General features: G+C 73.1%; 23 protein-coding genes and 2 pseudogenes. 9 read left to right on the top strand and 16 right to left on the bottom strand.

Annotation, left to right across the window (positions count from 1 at the left end; all coding sequences use genetic code 11):
- Positions 1 to 52 precede the first annotated feature (52 nt).
- The 3 genes from ACIRVF_RS30540 to ACIRVF_RS30530 form a co-directional block, all read right to left on the bottom strand.
- Complete coding sequence (locus ACIRVF_RS30540) at positions 53 to 775, bottom strand: hypothetical protein (RefSeq protein WP_402824824.1); 723 nt, start codon at positions 773 to 775, stop codon at positions 53 to 55.
- A gap of 332 nt (positions 776 to 1,107) precedes the next feature.
- Positions 1,108 to 1,641 carry a GNAT family N-acetyltransferase gene (locus ACIRVF_RS30535; RefSeq protein ID WP_402824822.1) on the bottom strand — a complete coding sequence of 178 codons (534 nt, stop codon included), beginning with the start codon at positions 1,639 to 1,641 and terminating at the stop codon, positions 1,108 to 1,110.
- Between the two features lie 157 nt (positions 1,642 to 1,798).
- A complete protein-coding gene (locus ACIRVF_RS30530) occupies positions 1,799 to 2,287 on the bottom strand; it encodes a hypothetical protein (RefSeq protein WP_402824819.1) in 489 nt (162 codons plus the stop codon).
- Positions 2,288 to 2,493: 206 nt separating this feature from the next.
- On the opposite strand from ACIRVF_RS30530, the pseudogene ACIRVF_RS30525 reads away from it, so the two are divergent.
- Positions 2,494 to 2,685: pseudogene (locus ACIRVF_RS30525) on the top strand (transposase); the annotation flags it as partial.
- A gap of 167 nt (positions 2,686 to 2,852) precedes the next feature.
- On the opposite strand, the gene ACIRVF_RS30520 reads toward ACIRVF_RS30525, so the two are convergent.
- From ACIRVF_RS30520 to lxmA, 10 genes are all read right to left on the bottom strand, one after another.
- A complete protein-coding gene (locus ACIRVF_RS30520) occupies positions 2,853 to 3,593 on the bottom strand; it encodes an ABC transporter permease (protein ID WP_402824816.1) in 741 nt (246 codons plus the stop codon).
- Positions 3,586 to 4,359, bottom strand: coding sequence for an ABC transporter ATP-binding protein (locus ACIRVF_RS30515; RefSeq protein WP_402824813.1), 774 nt, complete (start codon positions 4,357 to 4,359; stop codon positions 3,586 to 3,588). The genes ACIRVF_RS30520 and ACIRVF_RS30515 overlap by 8 nt, the downstream gene beginning before the upstream one ends.
- Positions 4,360 to 4,425: 66 nt before the next feature.
- The gene (lxmJ, locus tag ACIRVF_RS30510) at positions 4,426 to 5,490 is read right to left on the bottom strand and encodes a F420-dependent peptide dehydroalanine reductase LxmJ (RefSeq protein ID WP_402824811.1); all 1,065 of its coding nucleotides are present in this window, start codon (positions 5,488 to 5,490) and stop codon (positions 4,426 to 4,428) included.
- The gene (locus ACIRVF_RS30505; protein ID WP_402824808.1) at positions 5,487 to 6,770 is read right to left on the bottom strand and encodes a M16 family metallopeptidase; all 1,284 of its coding nucleotides are present in this window, start codon (positions 6,768 to 6,770) and stop codon (positions 5,487 to 5,489) included. Before ACIRVF_RS30505 ends, lxmJ begins: the two co-directional genes overlap by 4 nt.
- 6 nt (positions 6,771 to 6,776) lie before the next feature.
- Positions 6,777 to 8,018: a M16 family metallopeptidase gene (locus tag ACIRVF_RS30500; RefSeq protein WP_402824805.1), complete on the bottom strand. Its 1,242-nt coding sequence runs from the start codon at positions 8,016 to 8,018 to the stop codon at positions 6,777 to 6,779.
- Positions 8,015 to 9,826: a T3SS effector HopA1 family protein gene (locus ACIRVF_RS30495; protein WP_402824802.1), complete on the bottom strand. Its 1,812-nt coding sequence runs from the start codon at positions 9,824 to 9,826 to the stop codon at positions 8,015 to 8,017. Before ACIRVF_RS30495 ends, ACIRVF_RS30500 begins: the two co-directional genes overlap by 4 nt.
- Positions 9,823 to 11,013, bottom strand: a complete 1,191-nt coding sequence (gene lxmK / locus ACIRVF_RS30490) for a class V lanthionine synthetase subunit LxmK (protein WP_402824799.1) — start codon at positions 11,011 to 11,013, stop codon at positions 9,823 to 9,825. The genes ACIRVF_RS30495 and lxmK overlap by 4 nt, the downstream gene beginning before the upstream one ends.
- On the bottom strand, positions 11,000 to 12,004 hold the full coding sequence (locus ACIRVF_RS30485; protein ID WP_402824796.1) for a hypothetical protein: 1,005 nt from the start codon (positions 12,002 to 12,004) through the stop codon (positions 11,000 to 11,002). The genes lxmK and ACIRVF_RS30485 overlap by 14 nt, the downstream gene beginning before the upstream one ends.
- Positions 12,001 to 12,636, bottom strand: a complete 636-nt coding sequence (gene lxmD, locus ACIRVF_RS30480) for a peptide terminal cysteine decarboxylase LxmD (protein WP_402824793.1) — start codon at positions 12,634 to 12,636, stop codon at positions 12,001 to 12,003. Before lxmD ends, ACIRVF_RS30485 begins: the two co-directional genes overlap by 4 nt.
- Before the next feature lie 116 nt (positions 12,637 to 12,752).
- Positions 12,753 to 12,983: a lexapeptide family class V lantibiotic gene (gene lxmA, locus ACIRVF_RS30475; protein ID WP_402824790.1), complete on the bottom strand. Its 231-nt coding sequence runs from the start codon at positions 12,981 to 12,983 to the stop codon at positions 12,753 to 12,755.
- Between the two features lie 307 nt (positions 12,984 to 13,290).
- Between lxmA and ACIRVF_RS30470 the strand changes: the two genes are divergently transcribed.
- Positions 13,291 to 15,048: an ABC transporter ATP-binding protein gene (locus ACIRVF_RS30470; RefSeq protein WP_402824787.1), complete on the top strand. Its 1,758-nt coding sequence runs from the start codon at positions 13,291 to 13,293 to the stop codon at positions 15,046 to 15,048.
- A gap of 61 nt (positions 15,049 to 15,109) precedes the next feature.
- Positions 15,110 to 15,631, top strand: coding sequence for a hypothetical protein (locus ACIRVF_RS30465; RefSeq protein ID WP_402824784.1), 522 nt, complete (start codon positions 15,110 to 15,112; stop codon positions 15,629 to 15,631).
- Here ACIRVF_RS30465 and ACIRVF_RS30460 read toward each other — a convergent pair.
- Complete coding sequence (locus tag ACIRVF_RS30460) at positions 15,547 to 15,903, bottom strand: response regulator transcription factor (RefSeq protein ID WP_402824781.1); 357 nt, start codon at positions 15,901 to 15,903, stop codon at positions 15,547 to 15,549. The two genes, ACIRVF_RS30465 and ACIRVF_RS30460, sit on opposite strands and share 85 nt — an antisense overlap.
- 231 nt (positions 15,904 to 16,134) lie before the next feature.
- Here ACIRVF_RS30460 and ACIRVF_RS30455 point away from each other — a divergent pair, with 231 nt between their 5' ends.
- Positions 16,135 to 17,127 (top strand): helix-turn-helix transcriptional regulator, encoded by a 993-nt coding sequence (locus ACIRVF_RS30455; protein WP_402824778.1) that lies wholly within the window; start codon positions 16,135 to 16,137, stop codon positions 17,125 to 17,127.
- Positions 17,128 to 17,161: 34 nt separating this feature from the next.
- Here the strand turns inward: ACIRVF_RS30455 and ACIRVF_RS30450 are convergent, their stop codons facing one another.
- Entirely contained in the window at positions 17,162 to 17,350 is a 189-nt protein-coding gene (locus ACIRVF_RS30450) for a hypothetical protein (RefSeq protein ID WP_402824775.1), read from the bottom strand.
- Between the two features lie 473 nt (positions 17,351 to 17,823).
- Here ACIRVF_RS30450 and ACIRVF_RS30445 point away from each other — a divergent pair, with 473 nt between their 5' ends.
- Positions 17,824 to 18,150, top strand: a complete 327-nt coding sequence (locus ACIRVF_RS30445; protein WP_402824853.1) for a hypothetical protein — start codon at positions 17,824 to 17,826, stop codon at positions 18,148 to 18,150.
- On the opposite strand, the pseudogene ACIRVF_RS30440 reads toward ACIRVF_RS30445, so the two are convergent.
- A pseudogene (locus ACIRVF_RS30440) lies at positions 18,079 to 18,231 on the bottom strand (TetR/AcrR family transcriptional regulator); the annotation flags it as partial. The gene ACIRVF_RS30445 and the pseudogene ACIRVF_RS30440 overlap by 72 nt on opposite strands.
- A 10-nt stretch (positions 18,232 to 18,241) precedes the next feature.
- On the opposite strand from ACIRVF_RS30440, the gene ACIRVF_RS30435 reads away from it, so the two are divergent.
- The 4 genes from ACIRVF_RS30435 (at position 18,242) to ACIRVF_RS30420 (ending at position 21,852) form a co-directional block, all read left to right on the top strand.
- The gene (locus tag ACIRVF_RS30435; protein ID WP_402824772.1) at positions 18,242 to 18,751 is read left to right on the top strand and encodes a hypothetical protein; all 510 of its coding nucleotides are present in this window, start codon (positions 18,242 to 18,244) and stop codon (positions 18,749 to 18,751) included.
- A 139-nt stretch (positions 18,752 to 18,890) separates the two neighbouring features.
- Complete coding sequence (locus ACIRVF_RS30430; protein WP_402824769.1) at positions 18,891 to 20,339, top strand: replication initiator; 1,449 nt, start codon at positions 18,891 to 18,893, stop codon at positions 20,337 to 20,339.
- On the top strand, positions 20,336 to 20,545 hold the full coding sequence (locus tag ACIRVF_RS30425) for a helix-turn-helix domain-containing protein (RefSeq protein ID WP_402824766.1): 210 nt from the start codon (positions 20,336 to 20,338) through the stop codon (positions 20,543 to 20,545). The genes ACIRVF_RS30430 and ACIRVF_RS30425 overlap by 4 nt, the downstream gene beginning before the upstream one ends.
- The gene (locus tag ACIRVF_RS30420) at positions 20,545 to 21,852 is read left to right on the top strand and encodes a tyrosine-type recombinase/integrase (RefSeq protein WP_402824763.1); all 1,308 of its coding nucleotides are present in this window, start codon (positions 20,545 to 20,547) and stop codon (positions 21,850 to 21,852) included. Before ACIRVF_RS30425 ends, ACIRVF_RS30420 begins: the two co-directional genes overlap by 1 nt.
- Positions 21,853 to 22,408 lie beyond the last annotated feature (556 nt).

Genomic DNA, 22,408 nt, shown 5'->3' with positions numbered 1-22,408 from the left:
AGGTTGGTCTGCCCTGACTGGTGCAGGGGCGCCACCGGACGCCGTCGTGGTGTCAGCTACCGAGGCTCTCTCCGACGTGGATGAGTTCCTCGTCCGAGAGGCGTGGGGGGCCGCCGGTGGTGACGACGAAGGTGTAGGTCCCGTCTGACCATGTCAGCGAGCGGGGTGAACCTTGGGAATTCGGTGGTGTGATGGTCGCGGGGTGGCCCTTGATGGTGGCGGCACGGCCCTCCGGTGTTGTGCCGTTCCGGAGGATCTGGCTGATGATCAGGGAACCCTGCTCGGGGTCCGTTCCCAGGCGGTACCCGCTGGCCCAGGCCGGAGTGTCGGTCGGGAGCGGGGCCAGGCCGGGCAGCTGGGCCATCCTGCCTGCGGGGTAGGGGTAGTAGTTCTCCGGCAGGAACGCGGGCCGGTGAAGGTCGTGCTCGTCGAAGTGGACGGCGGGCCTGTCTGTGGCGTCGTTCAACGCCCTGGTGCCCAGCGGCTTGTTCAGGTGGGTCGTGATCTGCCCGATGCCACCCGGGTCGCAGAATCCCGGGGGGACCGTGTGGCGTAGGGATACCTTCACCGTGCCGGTGGACTCGCGCACCACGAGCTTGGGCTGCTTCTCGCAGCCCCAGCCGATGCTGAGTGTGAGGGTCTGGCCGTCGGAGCTGACCAGCAGCAGGTGGCCGGCCACGGGACCTTCGTAGACCTTCGTTTCAGGGTCCCGGTTCATCCACGCGTTGATCGCGAGCCCGCCGCCGAGAACGGCTATGGCGGCCGCGGCGGTCAAGCGATTCCGTCGTCCGCGCTTCGCTATCCGACGGACGGTACTTTGCATCACGGGCCCTCCCCGGTGGTCATGGTCATGCTGGCGGCACGGCGTGAATGCCGGGTTGATCCGCTACGGGTTGTCTGTCCTCAGGACCCGCGACGGGCCGTCGCGTCGGGCGGGACCGGGTCCTCGGAGGGGTCAGTTGCCGCGTGGTTCCTTGACCATGGCGTCGGCCACGAAGGCCGCCAGGCCGCCGGGCAGGGCAGCGTCGTGCGGATCGACGAACGAGCGGAGACCGCTGGCCTGCCAGCACTGCATGGAGCCGTCCGCAAGGCCAAACGTCGAGTTTGTCAGAGCCGTCTCGTGGTGAACAGGGTGGTCCCGTACACCGCGTCCACTTCCTTCCGATCGGTCTCGGTGAACCTGACCTTGGCCAGCACGCGGCGAGAAGCGGTGTTCCAGTCCCAGACCGTGGCCCACAGGCGTTCGAACCCAGACGATCTTGCCCAGTCCAGAACCGCCAACGATGCCTCAGTCGCGTATCCCTGGCGCCAGACTCGGCGTAGCAGCTCGAATGCCAGTTCCGGTTCCCCCGCCAGCCCTCGCCCGCTGTCGACCAGCCCGCAGTAGCCGATGACGTCGCGAGATGCCTTCCGCTCGATAGCCAGCAACCCGGTCGACCATAGCTGGTTGGTGCGGATCGAATCCTCGAGCTCCGCAACCGTGGGGTGTCCGTCCGCGTCGATTCGGCGGTGCGGCGGCACTCGTGGATCACGTTCGGTCCACAGCTCACGCTGGACGACAGCCTCGGCCACCCGCCAAGGTCTGAGCAGCAGGCGGTTCGTCTCGAGTACAATCTCGCTGCCCGGCGCGCCATCTGTCATGACAGCAACCATCTCACGGTCGAACGCACTGTCGTGCCACGGGACGCCATCGGTCCTGCCGATCGCGGACGCTCGATATGCGGGACCACCGCGATCCATCCCTGAGCGTCGTCTTGGACCTCCGTAACCGAGTGCTGGCCGCCGCGCGGGCATGGCTTCACCAGCAGCCGCCGAGGATGTGGACGCGCCGGGTCTTGATCTCCATGACGAGGAAGACGTAGAGGCGCTTGAGGATGACCGCCTCCACGTGCGGGAAGTCGCAGGCGAGAAGCGTGTGGGCCTGGGAGCGGAGGAAGGTGCGCCAGGACTGCCGGGAGGCGCGCTGTGGAGCGTGTGGCAGGCCGGAGCGACGCAGGATGCGACGGATGGTGGCAGCGGCGACCCGGTGACCGAGCCGTTGCAGCTCACCCGGGATCCTGACGCACCCCCAGGCTGGAATCTCCGTGGCGAGGCGCCGGATGAGCGCGACGATCTCTTCGGGCAGCGGTGGCCGGCCGGACCTGCCCGGTGGCTGGCGCCATTTCCAACGCACCAGCCGTCGGTGCCAACCCAGCAGCGTGCCCGGGGTGACCAGCCGGTGCCGGCGCAGGGCGGACGGCAGATGGCGTGCGAGAGCGCAGAGCACCGCGCGGTCGGCCCAGGACATCTGCGGCCGCCGACCTGTCGGCGCAGCACGGTGACCTCATGGCGCAGGGCGAGGATCTCGGCCCTGTTGGCGGCGGAGGAGCGTCCCAGTAGTGTCAGCCAGGCCAGCAGCCGGCAGAAGATCAAGTACATCAATCGCAGACCCACGACCAGTGATCATGTCCGGCACGCGACCGCCCGGAAAGCCGCTGGTCAGACGATGTACGGCCAGTAAAGACACCTTCCAGGCAAGCGCGCCGGTGGGAGCCCAAGCGCCTGCGACTGCGACTATTCTCCGCCGCCGCCCAACTGGTGACCACCGGCCGTCGCCGCTGGCTCCGCCTGGCCCGCCGCTGGCCCTGGACCGAGACGATCACTACCGCGTTCGAGTGCCTGCAAGCCCTGCCGAACCCCGGCTGAGTAGCAACGACGTCCTGTCCCGACGAGTCATCCTCCGGCCGGACCAGTGGAACCCGGCGCCCACCCGGCGCGACAGCCGGGCCGCGGGCATGCCCACCACCGGCCAGGAAAGCCGAAACGGCCCGCCGAATGAACCGACGGACCGTCACGGAAGATCGAGGTTAGGGTCAGACGTCCCAGCGCAGGAACAGCGCCCGTCCGACCAGCGCCGCCGCCCCGCACCAGACGACCAGCAGGAGTCCGCCAACCGGCGCGGACAGCGCCTCCGGGAAGGTTAGCCGGTCCCCGAGCAGCGCGTACTGGGCTCCCTCGGGGAGGAACCGACCGAGCCCGGGGAGCTGCCCGAGCACCACCAGCTGACCGGCCGTCCCCCAGACCATTAGGCCTACGACGGCGGCGAGTTGGTGTCGCGCCAGCCAGCCCACCGCGGCGCCCCAGAGGCCCCCGAGGGCGCAGACCGCCACGGCCGCGGCCGCGATCCCCCAACCGCGGGCGTCCAGCACCAGTGCGCTGCCGCGGGCCGACAGCGCGAAGCCGCCGACCGCTGCGGCCTCGGCGACCGCGAGCACGCCGAAGAGCAGCCCGGCGGCGGTGGCTGTGCCGAGCTTCGCGGCGACCACGGCCGAACGCCCGGGCGCGTGCAGGACGGTCCGGCCGATCGCGCCGGAGCGGAACTCCCCGGTGACCACCAGCGCGCCGAAGAGCGAGGCGAACAGCGCGCAGGAGCCGGCCATGGTCAGCACCCGGTGGCTGGTCGCGGCCGCCGTGTCCGGGTCGGCGAGGCCCGACTCCGCGTAGACGGCGCCGAGCTGGCCCACGCCAGCGAGCAGCAGCGCGATCAGCAGCAGAGCGGGCAGGGCGCCGCCGGAACGGGCCTTCAGGAGTTCGGCCGAGAACTGGTCACGCACGGGGTGCCTCCGTTCGGTCGCCGCCGACCGGGGTCGGGGCACCGTCGAGCAGGTGGAAGTAGGCGGCCTCCAGGCTGCCGCCGCCCTGCCGGACGAGGTCGGCGAGCGGACCATCGAAGAGCACGGAGCGGCGCAGCACCACCACGTCGTCCACGCTCTGCTGCACCTCGGCGAGCAGGTGACTGGCGATCAGGACAGTGCGGCCCTCGGCGGCCAGGTGCTCCACGAGGTGGCGCGTCCAGCGGATGCCCTTGGGGTCGAGGCCGTTCAACGGCTCGTCGAGGACGACGAGTTCGGGATTGGGCAGCAGTGCGGTGGCGAGCGCGAGGCGCTGCCGCATGCCAGTGGAGCAGGCCTTGTAGCGGGTCCGGGCGGGCCGCCCGGCCAGCCCGACCTGGTCCACCACCCGGTCCACCCGCTCGGCGGGAAGACCGAGCGCCCGGGCGGCGACCTCCAGGTGCTGGCGGACAGTCGGGCGCGGCGCGAAGCCGACCGCGTCCATGGCGACGCCGATCCGGTGGGCCGCGTCCGGCAGGGTACCGGGCGCGGCCCCGAGCACCCGGACGGTGCCCCGGTCGGGGCGGGCCAGGCCGAGCAGGATCCGCAGCAGGGTGCTCTTGCCCGCGCCGTTGGGGCCAAGTAGGCCGGTGACGCGGCCGGGGCGGAGCGTGAATGTGACGTCGTCGAGGGCCTGGTGGGGGCCGAAGCGCTTGCTGACGCCCGTGAAGGCGACCCCGCCGGGGTCGTTGTGGTCGTTGCCGGTCAAGTGGCCTCTCCGGGGTGTTTGAGCTGTCGTGCGCGCGGCTTACGTCCCGTGGGGCACGGCGCCCTCTCAGCCAAGCAGCGGGCCGGAGGCGGCGGGTGCCGCTTCGGCTGCAGCATGTTGTCTGCGGGCGGCAGCTTGCTGCTGGGCGGTGGGACGGCGGACTGCCCGGCAGGCGGCGACGATCCGCTCGACCTCCTCGGCGGCGGCGTGCACTCCCTCGGTGAGCAGCACGGCGGTCGGGTTGAGCAGCACCTCGTCGACTCCGGCGCGGTGGTACTCGCCCAGAGCCTCGGCGATCTCCTCCGGAGTCCCGGTGAGGACCACCCCGGAGTCGAGGAGGGCACGCGCGGTTCCGTCCGGGTCGTGCGGGTCCACCGGGATGCCGGCCCGGCGCAGCGTGTCGGCGTAGTGCGGGGCGGCCAGATGCTCACGGGTGGCGGTGAGGGCGAGCCGGCGCGGGTCGCGGCCCGGCGCGGCGGGCACCACGTGCACAGCGGTGGCGATGCGCGGCGGGGCCGGCCGCCCCCGGGCGCCTTCGGCCATCGCGGGGGCGAGGGTGCCTGCGAGGTAGCCGGGCGGGGTCATCCAGGTGATCGCCACGTCGGCGGCCTCGCCCGCGGTACGGGCCATGCCGGGGCGGAGCACGCCCGCGCCGACCTCGACCTGGGCGTGCGGTAGTTGGGCGAGGGCGCCGTGCAACCGGTGGTAGGGGCCGTCGTGGGCAACCGTCCCGCCGTCGAGCAGGGTGCGGACGGAGGTCAGGTAGCCGTGGACGGCGCGGCGCGGGCTGGCGTACGGCTGCCCGGCGAGCCCGGTGACGAAGCCGGGGCTGCCGATGCCGAACCCGGCGACCGAGGGCGCGCCGGTGAGCAGGGAGAGGGAGCGCGCCTGGACGGCGGCCTCGTAGGGGTGGCGCAGCGGCAGCAGGGTGACGGCGGTGCCGACCGGGACGGCGTGGCCCCGGCCGGCCAGGTAGGCGAGGGTCTGGTGCGGTTCGGCACGGAAGGACTGGCAGAGCCAGAGTCGGCGGGCGCCGCTGCGCTGCGCGGCGGCGGCGAAGGGGGCGACCAGCTCGGGGTGGTCTGGTTGGAGCGGGTAGAGGACGGCGGGGGCGTCCGGGGCGGGGGTCATGCAGCGGGCTCCGTCTTGTCGTGCCGGGCGGGGGCGCCGGGGTCGAGGGTGGCGATCGCCGCCCGGTCGGGGTCGAGGAACTCAGAGGCGGCATCGATGACCTGGCTGTGTGTCACTTCTTCGAGCGTCGTTCGATAGCGGTCGAGCCAGTCCAGCGGGAGGCCGGCGGCGAGGAATCCGGCCAGGGCGGTGGCCTCCTCCGCACGGGTGGCGAGGGCGAACCGGGTGAAGCCGAGGGCGTAGCTGCGGGCCCGCTCGGTCTCGGCGGCGGTCGGGCCGTGCGCGGCGAGGTCCGCCAGGCAGCGGACGGCCTCCTCGGCCAGCCGGGCGGCGGTGCCGGGGGCTCCGGCGGCCTCGGTCTCCAGCCAGTGGCCGGCCCGGGTCTCCCGGAGGGTCGCGGAGACGGCGTAGGTCAGCCCGTGCCGGTCGCGCAGCCGCTGGGCGAGTCGGCTCGACGCGTGGCCGCCGAGCACCAACTGGGCGAGGTGGAGCGGGGCGTTGCCGGGTTCGGCCGGGCCGGCGGTGAGCAGCAGGGCCTGCCCGGACCCGTCGGCCGCGCCCACGGCCGTGCGGCCGGGGGTGGGGACGGCACGGGCGAAGGGCGGCGACAGCAGGCCGGACGGGCCGCCGTACCACGCACCCAGCGCCTCCCTCGCCCGGGCGGCGACCGCGGCCGGATCGGCCTCGCCGGTGATCAGCAGCACCGCTCCGGCGGGTACCACGGCCCGCTGGTGCAGGGCGTGCAGCTCGGCGGCGCGGGGCGGGGGTCCGGCGGGGGGCGGCGGGGCGAGCAGCGGGTGGTCGCCGAAGGCCCGGCCCATCAGAGCCGCGCGCAGCCGGGCCCGGTCGGACGGGCGGGCGCCCGGGCTGGGCTGACGAGCGTGGGCGAGGCCGATCTCGTGGTCGGTGTAGTGCGGCCGTACCAGCAGCCCGGCGAGCAGGTCGAGGGCGCCGGGCAGTCCGGCAGCGAGCACGCCGACGGCGATGACCAGTGATTCGGCGGTCACCACGGTGGTGAGTTCGGCGCCGAGGTCGGCGGCCCGGTCGGCGACGGCCTGCCGGGTGAGGGTCCGTCCGTCGGCGGTGCGGGCACCGGTTCCCAGGCAGGCCGCGAGCGCCCGTTGGGCGGGGGTGAGCGCGGGCTCGGTCCGGGCGAAGGGGAGTACCAGACGGAGCTCAGCCAGCGGCGCGTCCGGGGTGTGCAGGGCCACCAGGCGCAGGCCGCCGGGCAGCACGGTGTCCACGGTGGCCGGGCGAGTGGGTGTGGAGTACGGGGTCATGGCCTCTCATCCGCCCAGAGCGGTCAGGGAACGGGGCCCGGCGAGCAGCCTCCGGGCGGCCGCGGTGACGCTGTCCGGAGTGGTCCGGCGCAGCGCGTCGGTGAGCCCGGCCGGCCCGCCGCTGCCGGTCAGGAACAGCTCGTGGTGCCCGTGGGTGACAGCGCGGGCGGTCAGCGAGTCCTCGCCGCGGTGCCGGGCGAGCAGCAGCGCGTTGACGGCGCGGCGCAGTTCGGCCGGTTCGGGCGGGCGGCGGGCCACCTCGCCCAGCAGGGCCGCCCACGCCTCGGCGGCCTGCTCGGGGCGGACGCCGGGGGCGCGGCCGAGGACGGCGAGCACGGGTTCGGGGGCGTGCGCGCCGAGCCACTGCCCGTACAGGCCGAAGCCGACTCGGGCGGAGCTGAGCCGGGGGTCGGCGCGGACCAGGGCGGGCAGGCGGCCGCGGCCCAGAAGTTCGACGAGCACCACCAGGGCGAGGTGGCCGGGAAGGTCCCGGGCGGGGGAAGCCGCCAGGTGCCCCACGGCGACGGCCTCGGCGGCCCAGGGCAGCGGGGCGGTGACCGTCGTGGTGGAGACGGTCCCGTCGAGCGGCGGGTCCGGGACGGAGCCGCCCGGCGGGAGGCCGCCGAAGGCCTCCTCGACCCGGTCCAGCGCCCGCCGGGGCTCCACCTCGCCGACTACTGTCAGGGCCGTCGCGCCGGGCCGGTAGTGCCGCCGGACGAAGGCCGCCGCCTCGGCCGGGGTGGTCCGGGCCAGCTCGTCCGGCGTCCCGTAGCTGTCCCGGCTACCGGGGTGCAGGGCGCCGAGGACGGTGTGCCAGAGCCGGCCGGACGCCGTGCCGCCGCGGATCTCTTCGGCGATCACCGCGGTCTCGGTGCGCAGCACCGCCGGAGCGGGTGCGAACTCCCGCAGCCGGTCGGCCTCCCGGTCGAGCAGCTCGGCCAGCATCGCGGCCGGTGCCACGGCGTGGAAGACGGTCCGGTCGCGGTGGGTCTCCGCGTTGCAGACGCCGCCCGCAGCCGCGATCCGGGCGGCGTGCCCGTCGCCGCCGTCCGTTCCCCCGCTGCGGGGGAACATCAGGTGCTCGACCAGGTGCGCCGTCCCGTGCCGCCCGGCCGGGTCGTGGTCGCTGCCTGCGGCCACCGTGAGGGCCACCGCGACCAGCCCGCGGCCGTGCCCCGGCCTCGGCTCGACCAGCACCCGCAGCCCGTTGGCCAACTGCTCCCGGTGCGGCCGGGGACGGCCGTTCACGCCAGCGGCCGGAAGACCGATACGCACATCCGCCGACTGTCGCCGCCGTCAAACGGCTGCTCCCGCCAGCCAGCGTGACGTGCGGTCAGTTCCAGCCGGGCGATGCCGCCGAGCAGGTCGAGCTCGGACGGCCAGAGGTACCGCAGGACGGTGGTGGCACAGCTGGGGGCCGCGCCGTCGAGGAAGAGGGTGTTCTGCACCAGCATGTTCTGCGAGGCGGGCAGCACAGAGACGGACTCGATCATCGCGCCCCGCTCGCCGACCGGGTGGGTGGTGAGCGCGTTGCCCTTCTGCACGTGGTGGTCGCTCGGGTCGAAGGTCTCCGTGACGACGTGGCCGCCGGGGGCGGTGTGCCGGGCGAGCGCGTGCATCAGGGCGATCTGCTCGTCGACGGTGGTGGCGCAGCACAGCACGTTGAACGGCGCGAGCACGACGTCGAATGTGCGGCCGAGGTCGAGGGCGACGAGGTCGCCGAGGTGCGGGGTGACCGTGCCCGCCGGGTCCTTCCCGGCGAGGCGGGCGAGCATCGCCGGGGAGGTCTCAACGCCGTGCACGTCGAAGCCCTGGGCGGCCAGCCGCAGCGCCACCCGGCCGGTACCGACGCCGAGTTCGAGGACGCTCGAGCCCGGGCGGGTGAGGGTGAGCAGGAAGGTCCCGATGTCGTCGAGGTCGGGGGTGTCGGGGTAGACGTCGTCGTATACCCCGGCGAGGGCCTCGCTGTAGGCGGTGGTCAGAGCGGTGCCGAAGCCCCCGGCCGGGCCGGCAGCGGTGTCGACGGCGGTGTCGGTCATGTCAGTTCTCCTCCGGGTCTGCGTGGTGTTGTGAGCGGGGCGCAGCGGGTCTATGCCGGCCTGCCGGAAGGCCCGGGCGACCTGGGCGGCGGGGTTCCCGCCGCGCCCGCCGAGGGCGTGGTCGATCAGCGCGGTGGCGAGGGTGAGGCAGCGGTGCTGGCCGAAGCTGAGGTCGCGGTGGCCGGGGCGGGGGTCGGCCGGGTCCCAGGCGGCGGAGAGACCGGGGGCCAGTTCGTCGGTGAACAGCGAGACGTCGGTGCCCCGGCCCGGCAGGCCGTGGACGGCGCGGGTGACGGCGCGTTCGACCGTCCCGTCGTCGCCGTGCAGGTAGACCACCAGGGCGTCGCGGCGCGGGAAGTCCTCCGGGTCGGAGAGCACCTTGGCGTGGTAGGCGGCGCCGGACGCCTCCAGGGCGGTGAGCACGGCGGACCAATGGGCGACCGCCGCCCCGGGATCGGTGAGGTGGGTGAACAGGCGGCGGACCGGGCCGGCCGGGCGGGGCAGGGCTCGCGAGCCCAGGACGTAGAAGAATCCCGGGGAGAGCGCGGGCCGGGCTGCCTCGACGGCTAGCTGCACGAGGGTGCCGGGGGCGGGATCGGCGGGGCCGAGCAGCCGGTCGGCGGGGACCCGGGCGGTGATCTCGGGCAGCCGCACCACCAACTGCCCTTCGCCGGGCCGCGCGTCGACCAGCCGGCCGGAGGCGGGGGCCCAGCGGTGTGGGACGCCGGCCGCGTAGCGCTGCTCCAGGGCCCGGTCGCGGGTATCGCGGCGCGGGGCCGTCGCGGGGTCCTCGACCGGGCGGCTGTTGCCCGCGTGGAGTTCCCGGTAGAGCGCGTCGGTGAGGCGGCCGCGCAGCTCGCGAGGGGTCTCGGCGGTGAGTTCGCGGCCCTCGACCACGGCCCGCCGACCGTCCGGGCGGACGGTGACGCGTTCCAGCGCGGCGGTCAGGCGGGGGGCGAGCGGGACGACGCCGGTCAGGTGGTCGGCAGGCGGCGGAATCTCGGGCGGGACGGTCACGTGGAGCTCCCGGTCGGGGTGTGGAGCCGCAGGGTGGTGACGGCACCGGTCGGGCGGGTGAGCAGGGTGCGGCCGATGCCGGCCGCGGCGCGGGCCACCGGGCTGAGGGTGGCATGGGCCTGGGCGGTGGCGATCAGCCGGTCGAAGAGGTGCCAGCCGGCGTAGCCGACGGCCCGTTCGGCCAGCCCGGGATCGGGGGTGCGGCACTCCAGGTAGCCCCGCCAGAAGGCCTCGACGCGCGGCAGGTGGCGCCGCAGACCCTCGGCGCCGCGCCGCAGCACCTCCTGGTGGCTGAAGTCGAACCCGGCCGACGGCCGCGCCCCGGCCCCGCCGCCGGTGGGGGCGAAGACGGCGCAGGTGGCGTGGAAGAGCCACTCGCCGACGAACGCGCCCACGTCCCGGGCCGGGTCGGCCAGCCGGAACTCCTCCCAGTCGCACAGGTACAACTGCTCGTCGGCCAGCACGAACTGGTCGAACCGCAGGTCGCAGTGGGCTGGGGTGCGGGGCGCGGTGCGCTCCCGCGCGCGCAGCCCGTGCAGCGCCGTGACCACCTCCGGGTCGTCCTGGAGCAGCTTCCAGGCGGCGATCTGCCCCATGCTGCGGTCCTGGAGGGCACTCCACGGGAACGCCGTCAGCCAGTCCAGTGGCGGCAGCGGCGGCGCGCCATCGTCCAGGCCGGCGCCGGCCGGATCGAGGCCGTGCAGGGCGGCGACGGCCCGGCCGGCGGTGCGGCAGAGCTCTTCGTCAAAGTCGCCGTCCAGGGCGGCTTCGGCGCCCGAGCGGGCGCCGGGCAGCAGCCGGTAGGCGCTCACCGCGCCCGGGCGGTGGCTGCCCAGGTGCTCGGGGACGCGCAGCGAGGAACCGGGCGGGAGGCGGCGGGCGAGCGTCTCGAAGGTCAGCGCGCGGTCGAGTTCGCCGCTGCTGCCGTCTGGCGCGCGGGCCACCGTCTTGAGGAACACCAGCGCGCCGGTGGTGGTCCGGCCGGCCCAGTTGTCGTTGCGGCCGCCGTAGCCAGCCAGGTCCTCCGGCTCCAGGCGGCCGAGCCCCAGGTCGTCGAGCAGCTCCTGCACGGCCGGGGCGGCGGCCGGGTCGGTGGGCCGGTAGCGCAGCAGGGCCGGGGCGGCGGCCGGGTCGGTGGGCCGGTAGCGCAGCAGGGCCGGTCCACCGGCCGGTTCAGGCGGGGTCATGGTGGTGGTCTCCAAGTTCGGGGGGCAGTGCGGGCCGCCCCTCCTGGTCGATCAGATCGGCGGTGAAGGCGAAGTAGTCGAGGAGTTCGTCGTGCCAGCCCTGGTGCCGGGCGAAGTCCTGGAGGTGAACGGCGATCCGCAGGACGGCGCAGCGGCCGAGGAGCACCGGGTCGGGGCCAGGGCCGTAGGCATCGAGGAACACCCGGGCCAGGGCGGGCGGGCTGGACGGCGCCCGGTTCGGATCCGGTGTGGTGTGGAGCGAGGGGAGGCGCCAGTGGAGTTCGGCCAGTTCGCCGAGGGTCCAGCCGAGGTCCAGCTCCGGCCGGCCGGTGCCGAGGTCCGGGCCGGTGAGCAGGGCGGTCCGGCCGGCCCGCAGCGGTGGCACCAGGGCACCCAGGGACGCCCAGCCGTGGACGGGCCCGGCTGGAAGCTCGGCTCCGGCCGTCGCAGTCGTCCCGGCCGCCTCGTCCGCCCAGTCGAGCAGTCGGACGGTCCGGCGGCGGCCCCACAACTCCTCTGCGCGGCCCCGGGATTCGTCGTCCGAGGCGGCCCAGGACCGCAGCCGCAGCAGCGCGGGCGGCGGGCCGGAGCGCTCCGGCGCGGGCGGCCCGGACCGGTGCAGCGCTCGCAGTCCGCGCGCCACCGAGGCCAGCGCGCTGGCCACCAGCAGCCGGGCCGCCGGGCGGAAGTCGCGCAGCCAGGCGGCGGCGGAGGCGGGGCCGGGCACTTGGTAGAGCAGCCCGTCGCCGGTCGGCCGGGGCAGGGCGAGCCGGGCGGCGCCCGGGGCGTCCGGCAGGCGGGAGGGGAACGGCGTGGCGGTAGGCGGCTCCCCGGCCAGCGGGCCGGGTCGCTGCCACCACCGGTAGGTGCCGTCTGCGGCACGGAGCACGTTGGTGGTCTGCAGGCCGGTGACGTACTCGGCGACCGGTTCGAGTCCGGCCGGGTCCACGGTGGATGCGGGAAGTTCGGCCGTTCCGGGAACGGACGTCATGCGGTGCCCGCCTCCCCGCCCGACCGAGCGGGCCGCCCGCGCCGGTCGGCGCAGAGCGCGAGCAGGTCGGTGAGCGGTGCGGCGCCGCCGTCCGCCACCTCACCGGTGGCGGCACTGGCTGCCGGGACGGTGGGCGCCACCACCACGCCGGGCCGGGCTCGCAGGGTGCGCAGGTGCTCCTGGACCACCGGGTTGCGCTCGGCGGCCGGCGGCAGCGCGGGTGCTACCCCCACCAGGGCCTCGGTGGCGTGCAGCGCGAGCAGCAGCGGGGTGTCGGCGAGCCCGAGGGCGTAGCGGCCGAGGAAGTGCTGGGTGGCCGGGTGGACCAGGACCAGGTCCGGCCAGCGGGCGAGTTCGACGTGCGGCGCCGGCGGACCGGTTCGCAATCCGGCCCGCCGGGGGCCGTCCCATTCGTCGAGGAATGCCTCGCGCCCGCTGAGCGCGGACACCGCCTCCGGCGACACGAAGCGGCACGCGGAGCGGGTGAGCAGCACCCGCAACTCCACGCCCGGCAAGGCATTCCGGAACCAGTTGATCCAGAACGGCAGGAACGCCACCCCGAGCGCCCCGGTTCCCGCCAGCAGGATCCTTCGGAATCCATGATCCGGCACACCCAGTTCGTCCTCGTCCATTCTGTCCCTTCTCCTGTTTCTCGTGTTCCTCGGCCTTTCCGGTCCGCCCGGACGAACCGGGGCGGGCCGGCGCTGGGCCCGACGCCGGTCCGCCCCGATCAGGGTTCACCGCGTGATCAGCACTTGCTCTCGATGGTCCGCGCGGCGAGCGAGCCGAGCGCGGCGGCGCACTGCTGCGAGGACTTGGCGGTGATGATGGTGGCGCGGATCGCCCACGGGATGGTCGGGGTGAAGGCCGGACCGGTCTCGTTGCCGTCCGCCAGGCCCAGCTCCTCGGCCGAGGTGTAGGCGGTGTAGCCGTCGAACAGGTCCAGTTCGGTGGTGGTCTGCTCGGTGGTGGTCTGCATGAAGTTTCTCCTCCGTCGGTACATGGATTTCCGATGCCGGGCCGTTCGGCCCCATCCGGTTCTCCCGGATCGGCCGGCGGACCGTTGTCCCTGGGGGACGACTTCATCCTGACCCGCCGGATTTCTGTGCCACCACTGGCAATTGCGGCATCGCCGGTCCCGGCAATTCCGACCGCGGCATGGCCGCTTCCGACACGGCCGCTTCCGGCAATTCCGCACCCGGCATTGCCACTTCCGGCCATTCCCTTCCGGGCATTGCCGCAAGTGACCATGTCCCCGTGCCCGTTGACGGGCTACAAATGATCGTGTGACCACACCTGACGCAGAACAGACTCCGGCCGAGCGGCCCGCCCTGCGTGCGCTGCTCGCCTACGCACGGCCGCACCGCGAGGTCCTCTCCCTGGTGCTGCTGCTCACCATGCTCGGCAGCGCAGCCGGCCTGGCCCAACCGCTGGTCGTCCAGGATGTCCTGGTCAAGCTCGCCACCGGCGACGGGCTGCGCGACGAGATCCTGCTCCTGAGCGGACTGTTCGCGCTCTCCGTCGCCCTCACCTGGGGGCAGGCGTGGCTGGGCGAGCGCACCTCGGAGCGGGTGGTGCTGCAGGTCCGCAAGGGCCTGATAGCCCGGCTGATCCGGCTGCGCACCGCCGAACTCGACCGGGTCGAGCCCGGCAGCCTCACCACCCGTGTCACCTCAGACAGCACGCTGGTCCAGCACGCCGCGACCGGCGGGCTGATCCAGTTGGTCGACGGGTCGATCCACCTGATCGCCACCATCGTCCTGATGGGAGTGGTGAGCCTGCCGCTGCTCGGCATCACCGCCGCCGTGCTGGCGGTCGTCGGCATCGCGCTGGGTGTGGTGATGCCGAAGATCCGCACCCTCACCACCCGGGCCCAGGAGTCGGTCGGCGAGATTGGCGCCGCCCTCGACCGCGCCCTCGGCGCCGCCCGCACCGTCAAGGCGAACGGAGGCGAGGCGATCGAGACCGCCCGGGCCGAAACCGCCGCCGAGCGGGCCTACTGGGCCGGGCTCAGCGGCGCCCGCTACCAGGCACTGATCGCCGTCCTGGCCGGCCTGGTCGTCCAGGCGTCCTTCCTCGCCGTGATCGGCCTCGGCGGCGTGCTCGCCGCGACCGGCGACCTCGACCTGGCGGCGCTGGTCACCTTCCTGCTCTACCTGTTCAACCTCGGCGGCCCGATCGTCTCTCTGATCGGCGGCTTCACCTCGCTCCAGCAGGGCCTCGGCGCGCTCGCCCGGATCGAGGAGCTGAACCGGATGGAGGCCGAGGACGACGTCGACGCCGCCCCGGTCCGCCCGTCCGGCCCCGCCCCCAGCGTCACCGTCGCCGACGTGACCTTCGCCTACCCCGGCCGCGCCGCCGCGCTCGACGGCGTCGGCTTCACCGCGCCGGCCGGCCGGATCACCGCGCTGGTCGGCTCCTCCGGCTCTGGCAAGACCACCCTGTTCTCCCTGCTCCAGCGCTTCTACGAGCCGGACGGCGGCAGCATCCGGCTGGACGGCACCGACATCGGCGCCCTGCCCCGGGCCGAACTCCGCCGCCGCATCGCCTACGTCGAACAGGACTGCCCGATGCTGGCCGGCACCCTGCGCGAGAACCTGCTGTACGCCGCGCCCGGCGCCACCGAGAAGGAAATCGTCGACGTCCTGCGCCGCACCCTGCTGACCGACTTCGTGGCTGGCCTCCCGGACGGCCTGGACACCGAGATCGGCGCCCGCGGTCTGGCCCTGTCCGGCGGCGAGCGGCAGCGGCTGGCCATCGCCCGGGCGCTGCTGCGCCGCCCACAGGTGCTGCTGCTGGACGAGGTGACGGCCCACCTGGACGGACGCAGCGAGCAGGCGCTGCGCACCACCGTCGAACAGGCCGCGCGGGAGTGCACCGTGCTGCTGATCGCCCACCGGCTGTCCACCGTCGCCTCGGCCGACCGGCTCGTGCTGTTCGACCGTGGCCGGGTACTGGACCAGGGCACCCACCTGGAACTCCTCGACCGCAGCGACTTCTACCGCGAACTGGCGGGCAGCCGACTCGCCCCGGCGAGCGGCTGATCCGACCTCTAACTCCAGTCTGTTGTAGGTTAGTTGATCAAACCACGGGAAGGAAGCACCGATGACCGACCGTCCGACGCCCGCCCCCTTCACCTCCGAGGACACCCTGTTCGGCGCGATCACCGTCAGCCTGGAGGGCCAGGAGCGGGTGACCGTCTCCGGTGAGCGGATCCCCGCCGTCGTACTGACCCGCGACCCGGACTGCGAACCGGACCCGCAGATCGCCATCGGCACGCGCGACGCCGCCCACCTCAGCCTGACCGTGGACGGCGTCGCGGTGCCGCTGCGCCCGGGCAAGGGCAAGTTCCTCCGGGGGTCCTACCGGGTCGAGACCACGCACGAGGGCGCGGTGTACGCCCTGGTCCCGGACTCCATCCCGAGCAGCCGGCTCACCCGCGACGGCAAGCGCCTCGGCGACTTCTCCTGCGACGGCGACCAGATCGTCCTCGCCGAGTGGCGAAAGGACGCCCCCGCCCGCCCCGCCGACGCCGCCATTGGTTACGCCCTCGCCTCCGCCTTCGGCACCGGCGGGCACCCGACCTGGATGCTGCTCGTCGAGGCGGTCGCCGCGCTCATCCCGTGAGCCGCCGGGGCCGGGGCCAGCGCCGCGGCCAGGGCCTCCCGATGCGGCGACCCATCGGCCGGCTCCCGGGCCAACTCCGCGGCGTTCAGGGCGGAGACCAGCGCCGCCTCGAATCTCGACTGCAGGCACAGCTTGCGCACGATGCTCGCGGTGTGCGCCCGAACCGTCCGCTCGGCGATCCCCAGGCGCCGGGCCAGCCGGCGGTTGGTCTCCCCCGAGGAGAGCAGTCCCAGCACTTCCCGCTCCCGGTCGGTGAGCACGGAGAAGTCCATCTCCGCATGCACCGAAGCCCCCGTCAACGCTCCCAATTCACCCTCCCTCATCGACATTTCACCCCACCACAGCCGCCTTCGGCAGCCATCGGAAACCTCACTACTTTTTCATCACATTACTGTCCTATGGACCGTGGATTACCATTCCCCTGACGACCGATCGTCGACGTCCGGTCCGCTCGCGCGGCCGCCGTCGGACGGCACGCCGAGCACCACACCTGGGGGATAGTCATGGGCGGCACCCGCATATCTGTACTCGGCCTCGACCCCGTCGAGGAACGCCTCTACCGCCATTTCCTGCGCAATCCGGAGACCACCGACGACAACGTCCACCTGCTGCTGCACGCCTCACCGGAAGCCGCCCACGCGGCCCTGGACCGCCTCACCGACCTCGGCCTGCTGCAGCGCTCCGGTACGGGCGCGCTCACCGCGACCGACCCGGGCCTCGCCGTCGACCGGCTGAGCCGCCTGCGGCTGCAGAGCCTGCACGAGGAACTCCAGCAGGTCACCCAATCCCGGTGGCTGATCGACGAGTTACGCCGCGAACAGGGCGCCCGGTCGTGCCCGGCCCAGGACGTCGAACGGCTGGAGGTGCTGGCGGAGATCCGCACCCGGATCGACGACCTGGCCTTCTTCGCCCGCCACGAGATCCTCTCCGCCGCGCCGTACACCGAACTGACGCCGGAGAACATCGCCCACGCCCGCCCGCTGGACGCCCGCTGCCTACGCCGGGGCGTCCGGATCCGCAGCCTCATCCTCGGCCGGGCGCTGGACCACCCGCCGACCGCCGGCTACCTGCACGAACTCGCCGCCCAGGGCGCCGAGATTAGGATCACGGACGAACTGTCCGAACGGATCCTGCTCTACGACCGCCAGACCGCCCTGGTCCCGGCCGACCCCGCCGACACCTCGCGCGGGGCACTGGTCACCCGCCAGCCCGGGCTGGTCGCCAACGCGCTCGCCCTGTTCGAGAAACTCTGGGGCGAGGCCTCCGAACTGCCCGGCCCGGCCGACCTGGCGGCCAACGGGGCCCACCGGCTCTCCGTGACCGAACAGCTGGTCCTCGCCGAGATGTGCCGGGCCGGGAAGGACGAGATCGGCGCCCGCAATCTCGGCATCTCCGTGCGCACCTACCGCCGGCACATCGCCAAGATCCTCCGGACCCTGGGCGCCGGCGGCCGCGCCCAGGCGGCCCTGCTGGCTCGCGAACGCGGCTGGATCTGACCCCGCCGCCGTCCCGCCCCGGCCACCGACCCGGTCAGCCGCCCCACTGGACGGCGCCCCAGCCTGCCAGTACCCGATCCGCCAGCACCCCGGCCAACCACCGGTCCACCGCCCCGCCCGGCCCCGGTTCCACCCGCAGCCCGATCCGCCCGCCCTCCACCCACGGCTCACAGGCCCACCCCGCCGGCAACATCCCCACCAGCCGGATCACCGTGGTCGCCACCGCCCACGCCCCCTCCCCCACCGCCGCGACCCACACCATGTGCCCGCCGCCCGCCGTCCGCTCACTGCCAGCCGTTGACCAGCCCCACCACTGCCTCCCCCGGCACCGCGACCCCCAGGACCACCAGCACCGCACCGGCCCGAACGACACACTTCGCCACCTGCAAGGCCGCCTCCACACTTCCCGCTCCCCGCGCAGGACCCACCCGACCGGGCCGCCCTGCGCCTGCCGTCTCCTGCCCTCCACCCTGCCAGCGCGGCCACCCCTCGAACACGTGATCCCCTGTCCACTTCTCCCCACCCCACCCGCACTTGGTGCCAAGACCGCCGACGGCCCCCACCTGGACAACGCAAAGGGCCGCTCCCCCACAAGGCGGGAACGGCCCCAGGGTGGTGTCGTTCAGGAGATTCGTGCAGGTTGATTCCGATTCAGCACGGTTAGGTGGCTCCGTAGGTTGGTGGCTCCGTAGGTTGGTGGCCCCGAGGGCATATCTCCAGAAGGACGCCGCCCTGGCCCGACTGGGCTACGGCGTCCTGCCGCACCTACTCACCGTCCGCGCCATCGAGGCTCATATGACCCGCAACCTGGCCGGCGGAACCCAGACCCGCGAGGAGTGGCGGCTGCGCACCCATCTCAAGGCGACCATGCTCGACAGAGGGGACGGGCACTGGCGTGCTGACAGAATGTCAGCGGCGCAGGACGTTGACGCGCTCATCGGCGGCGGTCCGTCAGTGGGTGGCGAGGAGGCCGTCCACCAGGGCCCGGAGCCCGTCCAGGTAGGTGTCCTCAGCGGTCAGTGACGCCCAATGGTCCGCGACCTGTGCCAAGCGGGGAAGCTCGCCCGGGTCGAGATCGGCGAAGACCCGCTCCCTGGCGGCGGCAACGCGCCTGATGCACCTGTGTGGCCTGCTGACCCTGGCCCTGAACATCGCCGAGCCGCTGGCGGCCGGACACTACGGTCGTGCCGCCGTCGATGCGGTCGCCCCGCTGTTGCTGCTCGGCTGGGGCCAGGTCGGCCCGCAGTTCCTCCGCCACTTCCACACCGTGGCCGCCCCGACTCCGGCGGAAGCCCCCGTCCTGGCTCCGGTCGTGGAACACCTGCCGGCCCGCCTCGCGTCGCTCGACCCGGCACCGGAACCGGTCCTCGCACCGTCCTCCGAGCCGGTGTCTGCCCCGGCTGTGGTCGTCACTGCTGAGCCCACGCCTGCTCCCGTGCCGGTGAAGCCGACCGTGCCCGCCTCTCTGCCGGCCGTCCCCGAGGCCCTGCTGACCGCTGCCCGGCGCATCGCCGAGACGCACCACGCCGAACAGGGCGAGCACATCACGCCCGGTCAGCTGAAGGCCCGCCTGGGCGTCACGCTGCCGCTGGCCACCGCCGCACACGCTCAGCTCTCCGTCTGAGCCCCGCCGGCCCTTCCCCACCTGACCGACCCCGCCCGACCGGGCTCGGTCCGCCATGCCCCGAGCAGCACCAATACGCCTTCCTGCCTAGCCGGTTGCTGCTCGGGGCCACCCCGCCCGACAGAAGGGACACGCCCCCATGGTCACCCTGGACCTGCGCCACGTGGCAAGCCCCGCCCTGCGGGACCTGATCCACCTGGTCAACCTGCCCGACTTCGACCGCGCCCACCAGCAGATCGACCGCCTCGGCGGCTGCACGGAGCCCGTGCGCCTGCTCGGCCAGACCTCCACCATCGATACAGCAACCGGTGAGGTACTGCGCTCCTACAGCACCGCCGATGAGCCCACGGGCAGTCTGCTGACGGCCTGCGGCAACCGACGCGCCTCGCGCTGCCTGGCCTGCTCCCGTGTCTACGCCGCAGACACCTTCCAACTGATCCGCGCGGGCCTGACCGGTGGCAAGAGCGTGCCGGACACCGTCCGCACCCACCCTCGCGTGTTCGCCACCCTCACCGCGCCCTCCTTCGGCCCCGTCCACAACCGCCCCACCGACACGGCCGGTGCCCTGCGGCCCTGCCGCTGCGGCAAGCTCCACGAACCCACGGACGCGCTGCTCGGCACGCCGCTGGACCCGAAGACCTACGACTACCCGGGCGCGGTCCTCTTCAACGCCCACGCCGGAGCATTGTGGGCCCGCTTCACCATCTACCTGCGCCGCGAGATCGCCGCCCGGCTCGGCCTGACCCAGAAGGCGGCCCGCGCCGTGCTGCGCGTCTCCTTCGCCAAGGTCGCCGAGTACCAGAAGCGCGGCCTGGTCCACTTCCACGCCGTCATCCGCCTCGACGGCCCCGACGGCAGCACCCAGCCCCCGCCCCCGTCCGCCACCGTGACCATGCTCGCCGACGCCATCCGGGCCGCCGCCGACCGCGTCTCGGTCAGCGTCGTCTCGGATGCGGTCGGGGAACGCGAACTCGTCTGGGGCGAACAGCTCGACGTGCGGGAGATCGCCGCCTTCGGCACCGACGCCGAGCTGACCGATCACGCGGTCGCCGCCTACGTGGCCAAGTACGCCACCAAGTCCGCCGACTCATCCGGCGCTCTCGACCGCGCCCTGTTCTGCCGCCCCTGCCAGGGACGCGGCATGGCCCTGGCCGCACACGGCACCCCGATCACGTGCACCGCCTGCGGCGGCACCGGACAGGCCCGGCCGCTGCCCCGCCTGGCCGTCGAACGCCACGTGCGGCAGATGATCCGCACCTGCTGGGAGCTGGGCAAGCGCCCGGAGTTCGCCGACCTCAAGCTCTGGAAGTGGGCGCACATGCTCGGCTTCCGGGGCCACTTCTCCACCAAGTCCCGCTGCTACTCCGTCACCCTCGGCGCTCTGCGCGACGACCGCCGCGCATGGTGCACCGAACAGGTCCGCACACACGCCGGCCTGCCCGACCTCGACCCGAGCACGACCCTCGTCATCGGCCAGTGGACCTACCACGGCTCGGGCTACAGCCCCGGCGCGGAACTCCTCGCCGCCGCCGTCTGGCACCGCAGAGAACTGGAACGGCAGTTCACCGCAGAAGGCGGCCCTTCATGACAGCCGTGCTCCCCGGGCCAGGCATGAGCGAAGACCTGCTGACGGTCCCCCAGGTCATGGCCCGACTCCAGCTCGGCCGCTCCGCCGTCTACGACCTGCTCCGCACCCGGCAGCTCGCCTCTATCACCCTCGGCCGCGCCCGCCGCATCCCCACCCGTGCCCTCACCGACTTCATCCGCACCCGACTCGAACAGGACGCCGCCTGATGACCACACCCCGCGACACCCCTGCCTCCCGCCGCAGCCGCGCCAACGGCGACGGCACCGTCTACCAGCGCAAGGACGGCCGCTGGGAGGCCGCAGGCTACCTCTTCGCGCCCGGCGACACCCGCAAGCGCGTCCGCGTCTACGGCATCACCCGCAAGGAAGCACTCGCCAAGCTCACCGAGAAGATCGCCACCAGCAACCGCGGCGTACCCGCCGTCACTGCCCAGGGCAGCCTGGCCGCGTACCTGACGTACTGGTTGGAGAACGTCGCCGTGCACCAGCTCCGCGAGAACACCCACATCCGCTACACCGCCTGCACGAACCGCTACCTCATCCCTGGCCTCGGCAAGAAGAAGATCGCCAAGCTCACCGCGAAGGACGTGCGCACATGGCTCAACGGGCTCCGCACCACCTGCCAGTGCTGCGCACGCGGCCTCGACGCGGCCCGCGACCGCCCCCGCTGCTGCGCGACTGGTACGTGCTGCGGCAAGCGGCTCTCCCCGCTGACCCTCGCCTACATTCACTCGGTACTCAAGTCCGCCTTGGAGCATGCCGTCCGGGAGGAAGAGATCCCGCGTAACGTCGCCCGCAACGTCCGCACCGGCACACCCCGACCCCGCCGCTTCGAACCCCTGACCGCCGACGAGGCCCGCACCCTCCTCACCGCCGCCCAGGGCCACCGCCTCCACGCCCTGTTCGAACTCGCCCTCCGCACCGGACTGCGCAAGGGTGAACTCCTCGGCCTGCGCTGGGAAGACCTCGACCACAGCAGCGGCACCGCCAGCATCCGCCGCACCCTCCAGCGCACCCGCACCGGCGGCCTGACCACCCTCCCGACCAAGACAGTCAGCTCCGAACGCCGCATCGCCCTCCCGGCCCCCTGCCTGCTTTCACTCCGCGCCCATCGCAACCAGCAGGCCCAGGAGAAGGAGAAGGCCGGCGCGGAGTGGGTGGACAACGGCCTCGTCTTCACCCGGCCCGACGGCCACCCCATCGAACCCGCCACCCTCACCCGCCACTTCAACGCGCTCCTCCGCCGCGCCCACCTCCGCCAGATCCGCTTCCACGACCTGAGGCACTCGACCGCGACCCTCCTCCTGGGACAGGGCGTCGAACTCGTCGTCATCAAGGAACTCCTCGGCCACGCCCACATCGGCGTCACCGCCACCGTCTACGCACACGTCCGCCTCCGCCTCCAGCGCGACGCCATCGACCTCCTCGGCCGCACCCTCGGCAAGCCCTCCGAGGCCGCCACCAACCCCGACGACAGCGACGACCCACCGCTTTGTGCAGCACCCGTCCGCTGACGTTGCCGTCAACTACTGCCGTCAAGACGCCACGGAGGCCCCACCGGAATTACTTCCGGTGGGGCCTCCGTGATATTTGGCGCGCATCAATACTGCGACTTAAATTACCAAGGCGACACGCTGTTTAGGCGCTCGCCAACCGGGACTTAGAGGTCGGCAGCCATCAGTATGGCAGGCACTCGGCTACGGATTGGCACGCTGAACTCGATCTCGCAGATCTGGGGCAAGGACCTCTAAATTCGCCATCCCATCGAGGAGCTCCCGGATGATTTCACGGTCGAAATTCGGCTGCTCAGCCATCTCAACTACCCAGGGGGACAGCTAGCTCCATCCAATAGGAGCGGCCAGAATTCCAAGCCGACCCAACTGTCAGCTCGATCAGCTTCTCGGGAGTTGACATGGCACCTCCGTTGAGCGATTCCCATGCCCGGGATAACTCGCCTAGGCAAGCGGAGAGATCGCGCTCCATGAGGGGCCAGATGGGAACGAACCCAGAGCCCTCAAGGGTAGCCCGACCTTCGGTCTCAACGCCCACGCCGATCCGGCCGTCAGGCAT

Source organism: Kitasatospora sp. NPDC101157, from assembly GCF_044768255.1.
Lineage (GTDB): Bacteria > Actinomycetota > Actinomycetes > Streptomycetales > Streptomycetaceae > Kitasatospora.
This window is presented reverse-complemented; position numbering and strand designations above follow the sequence as displayed.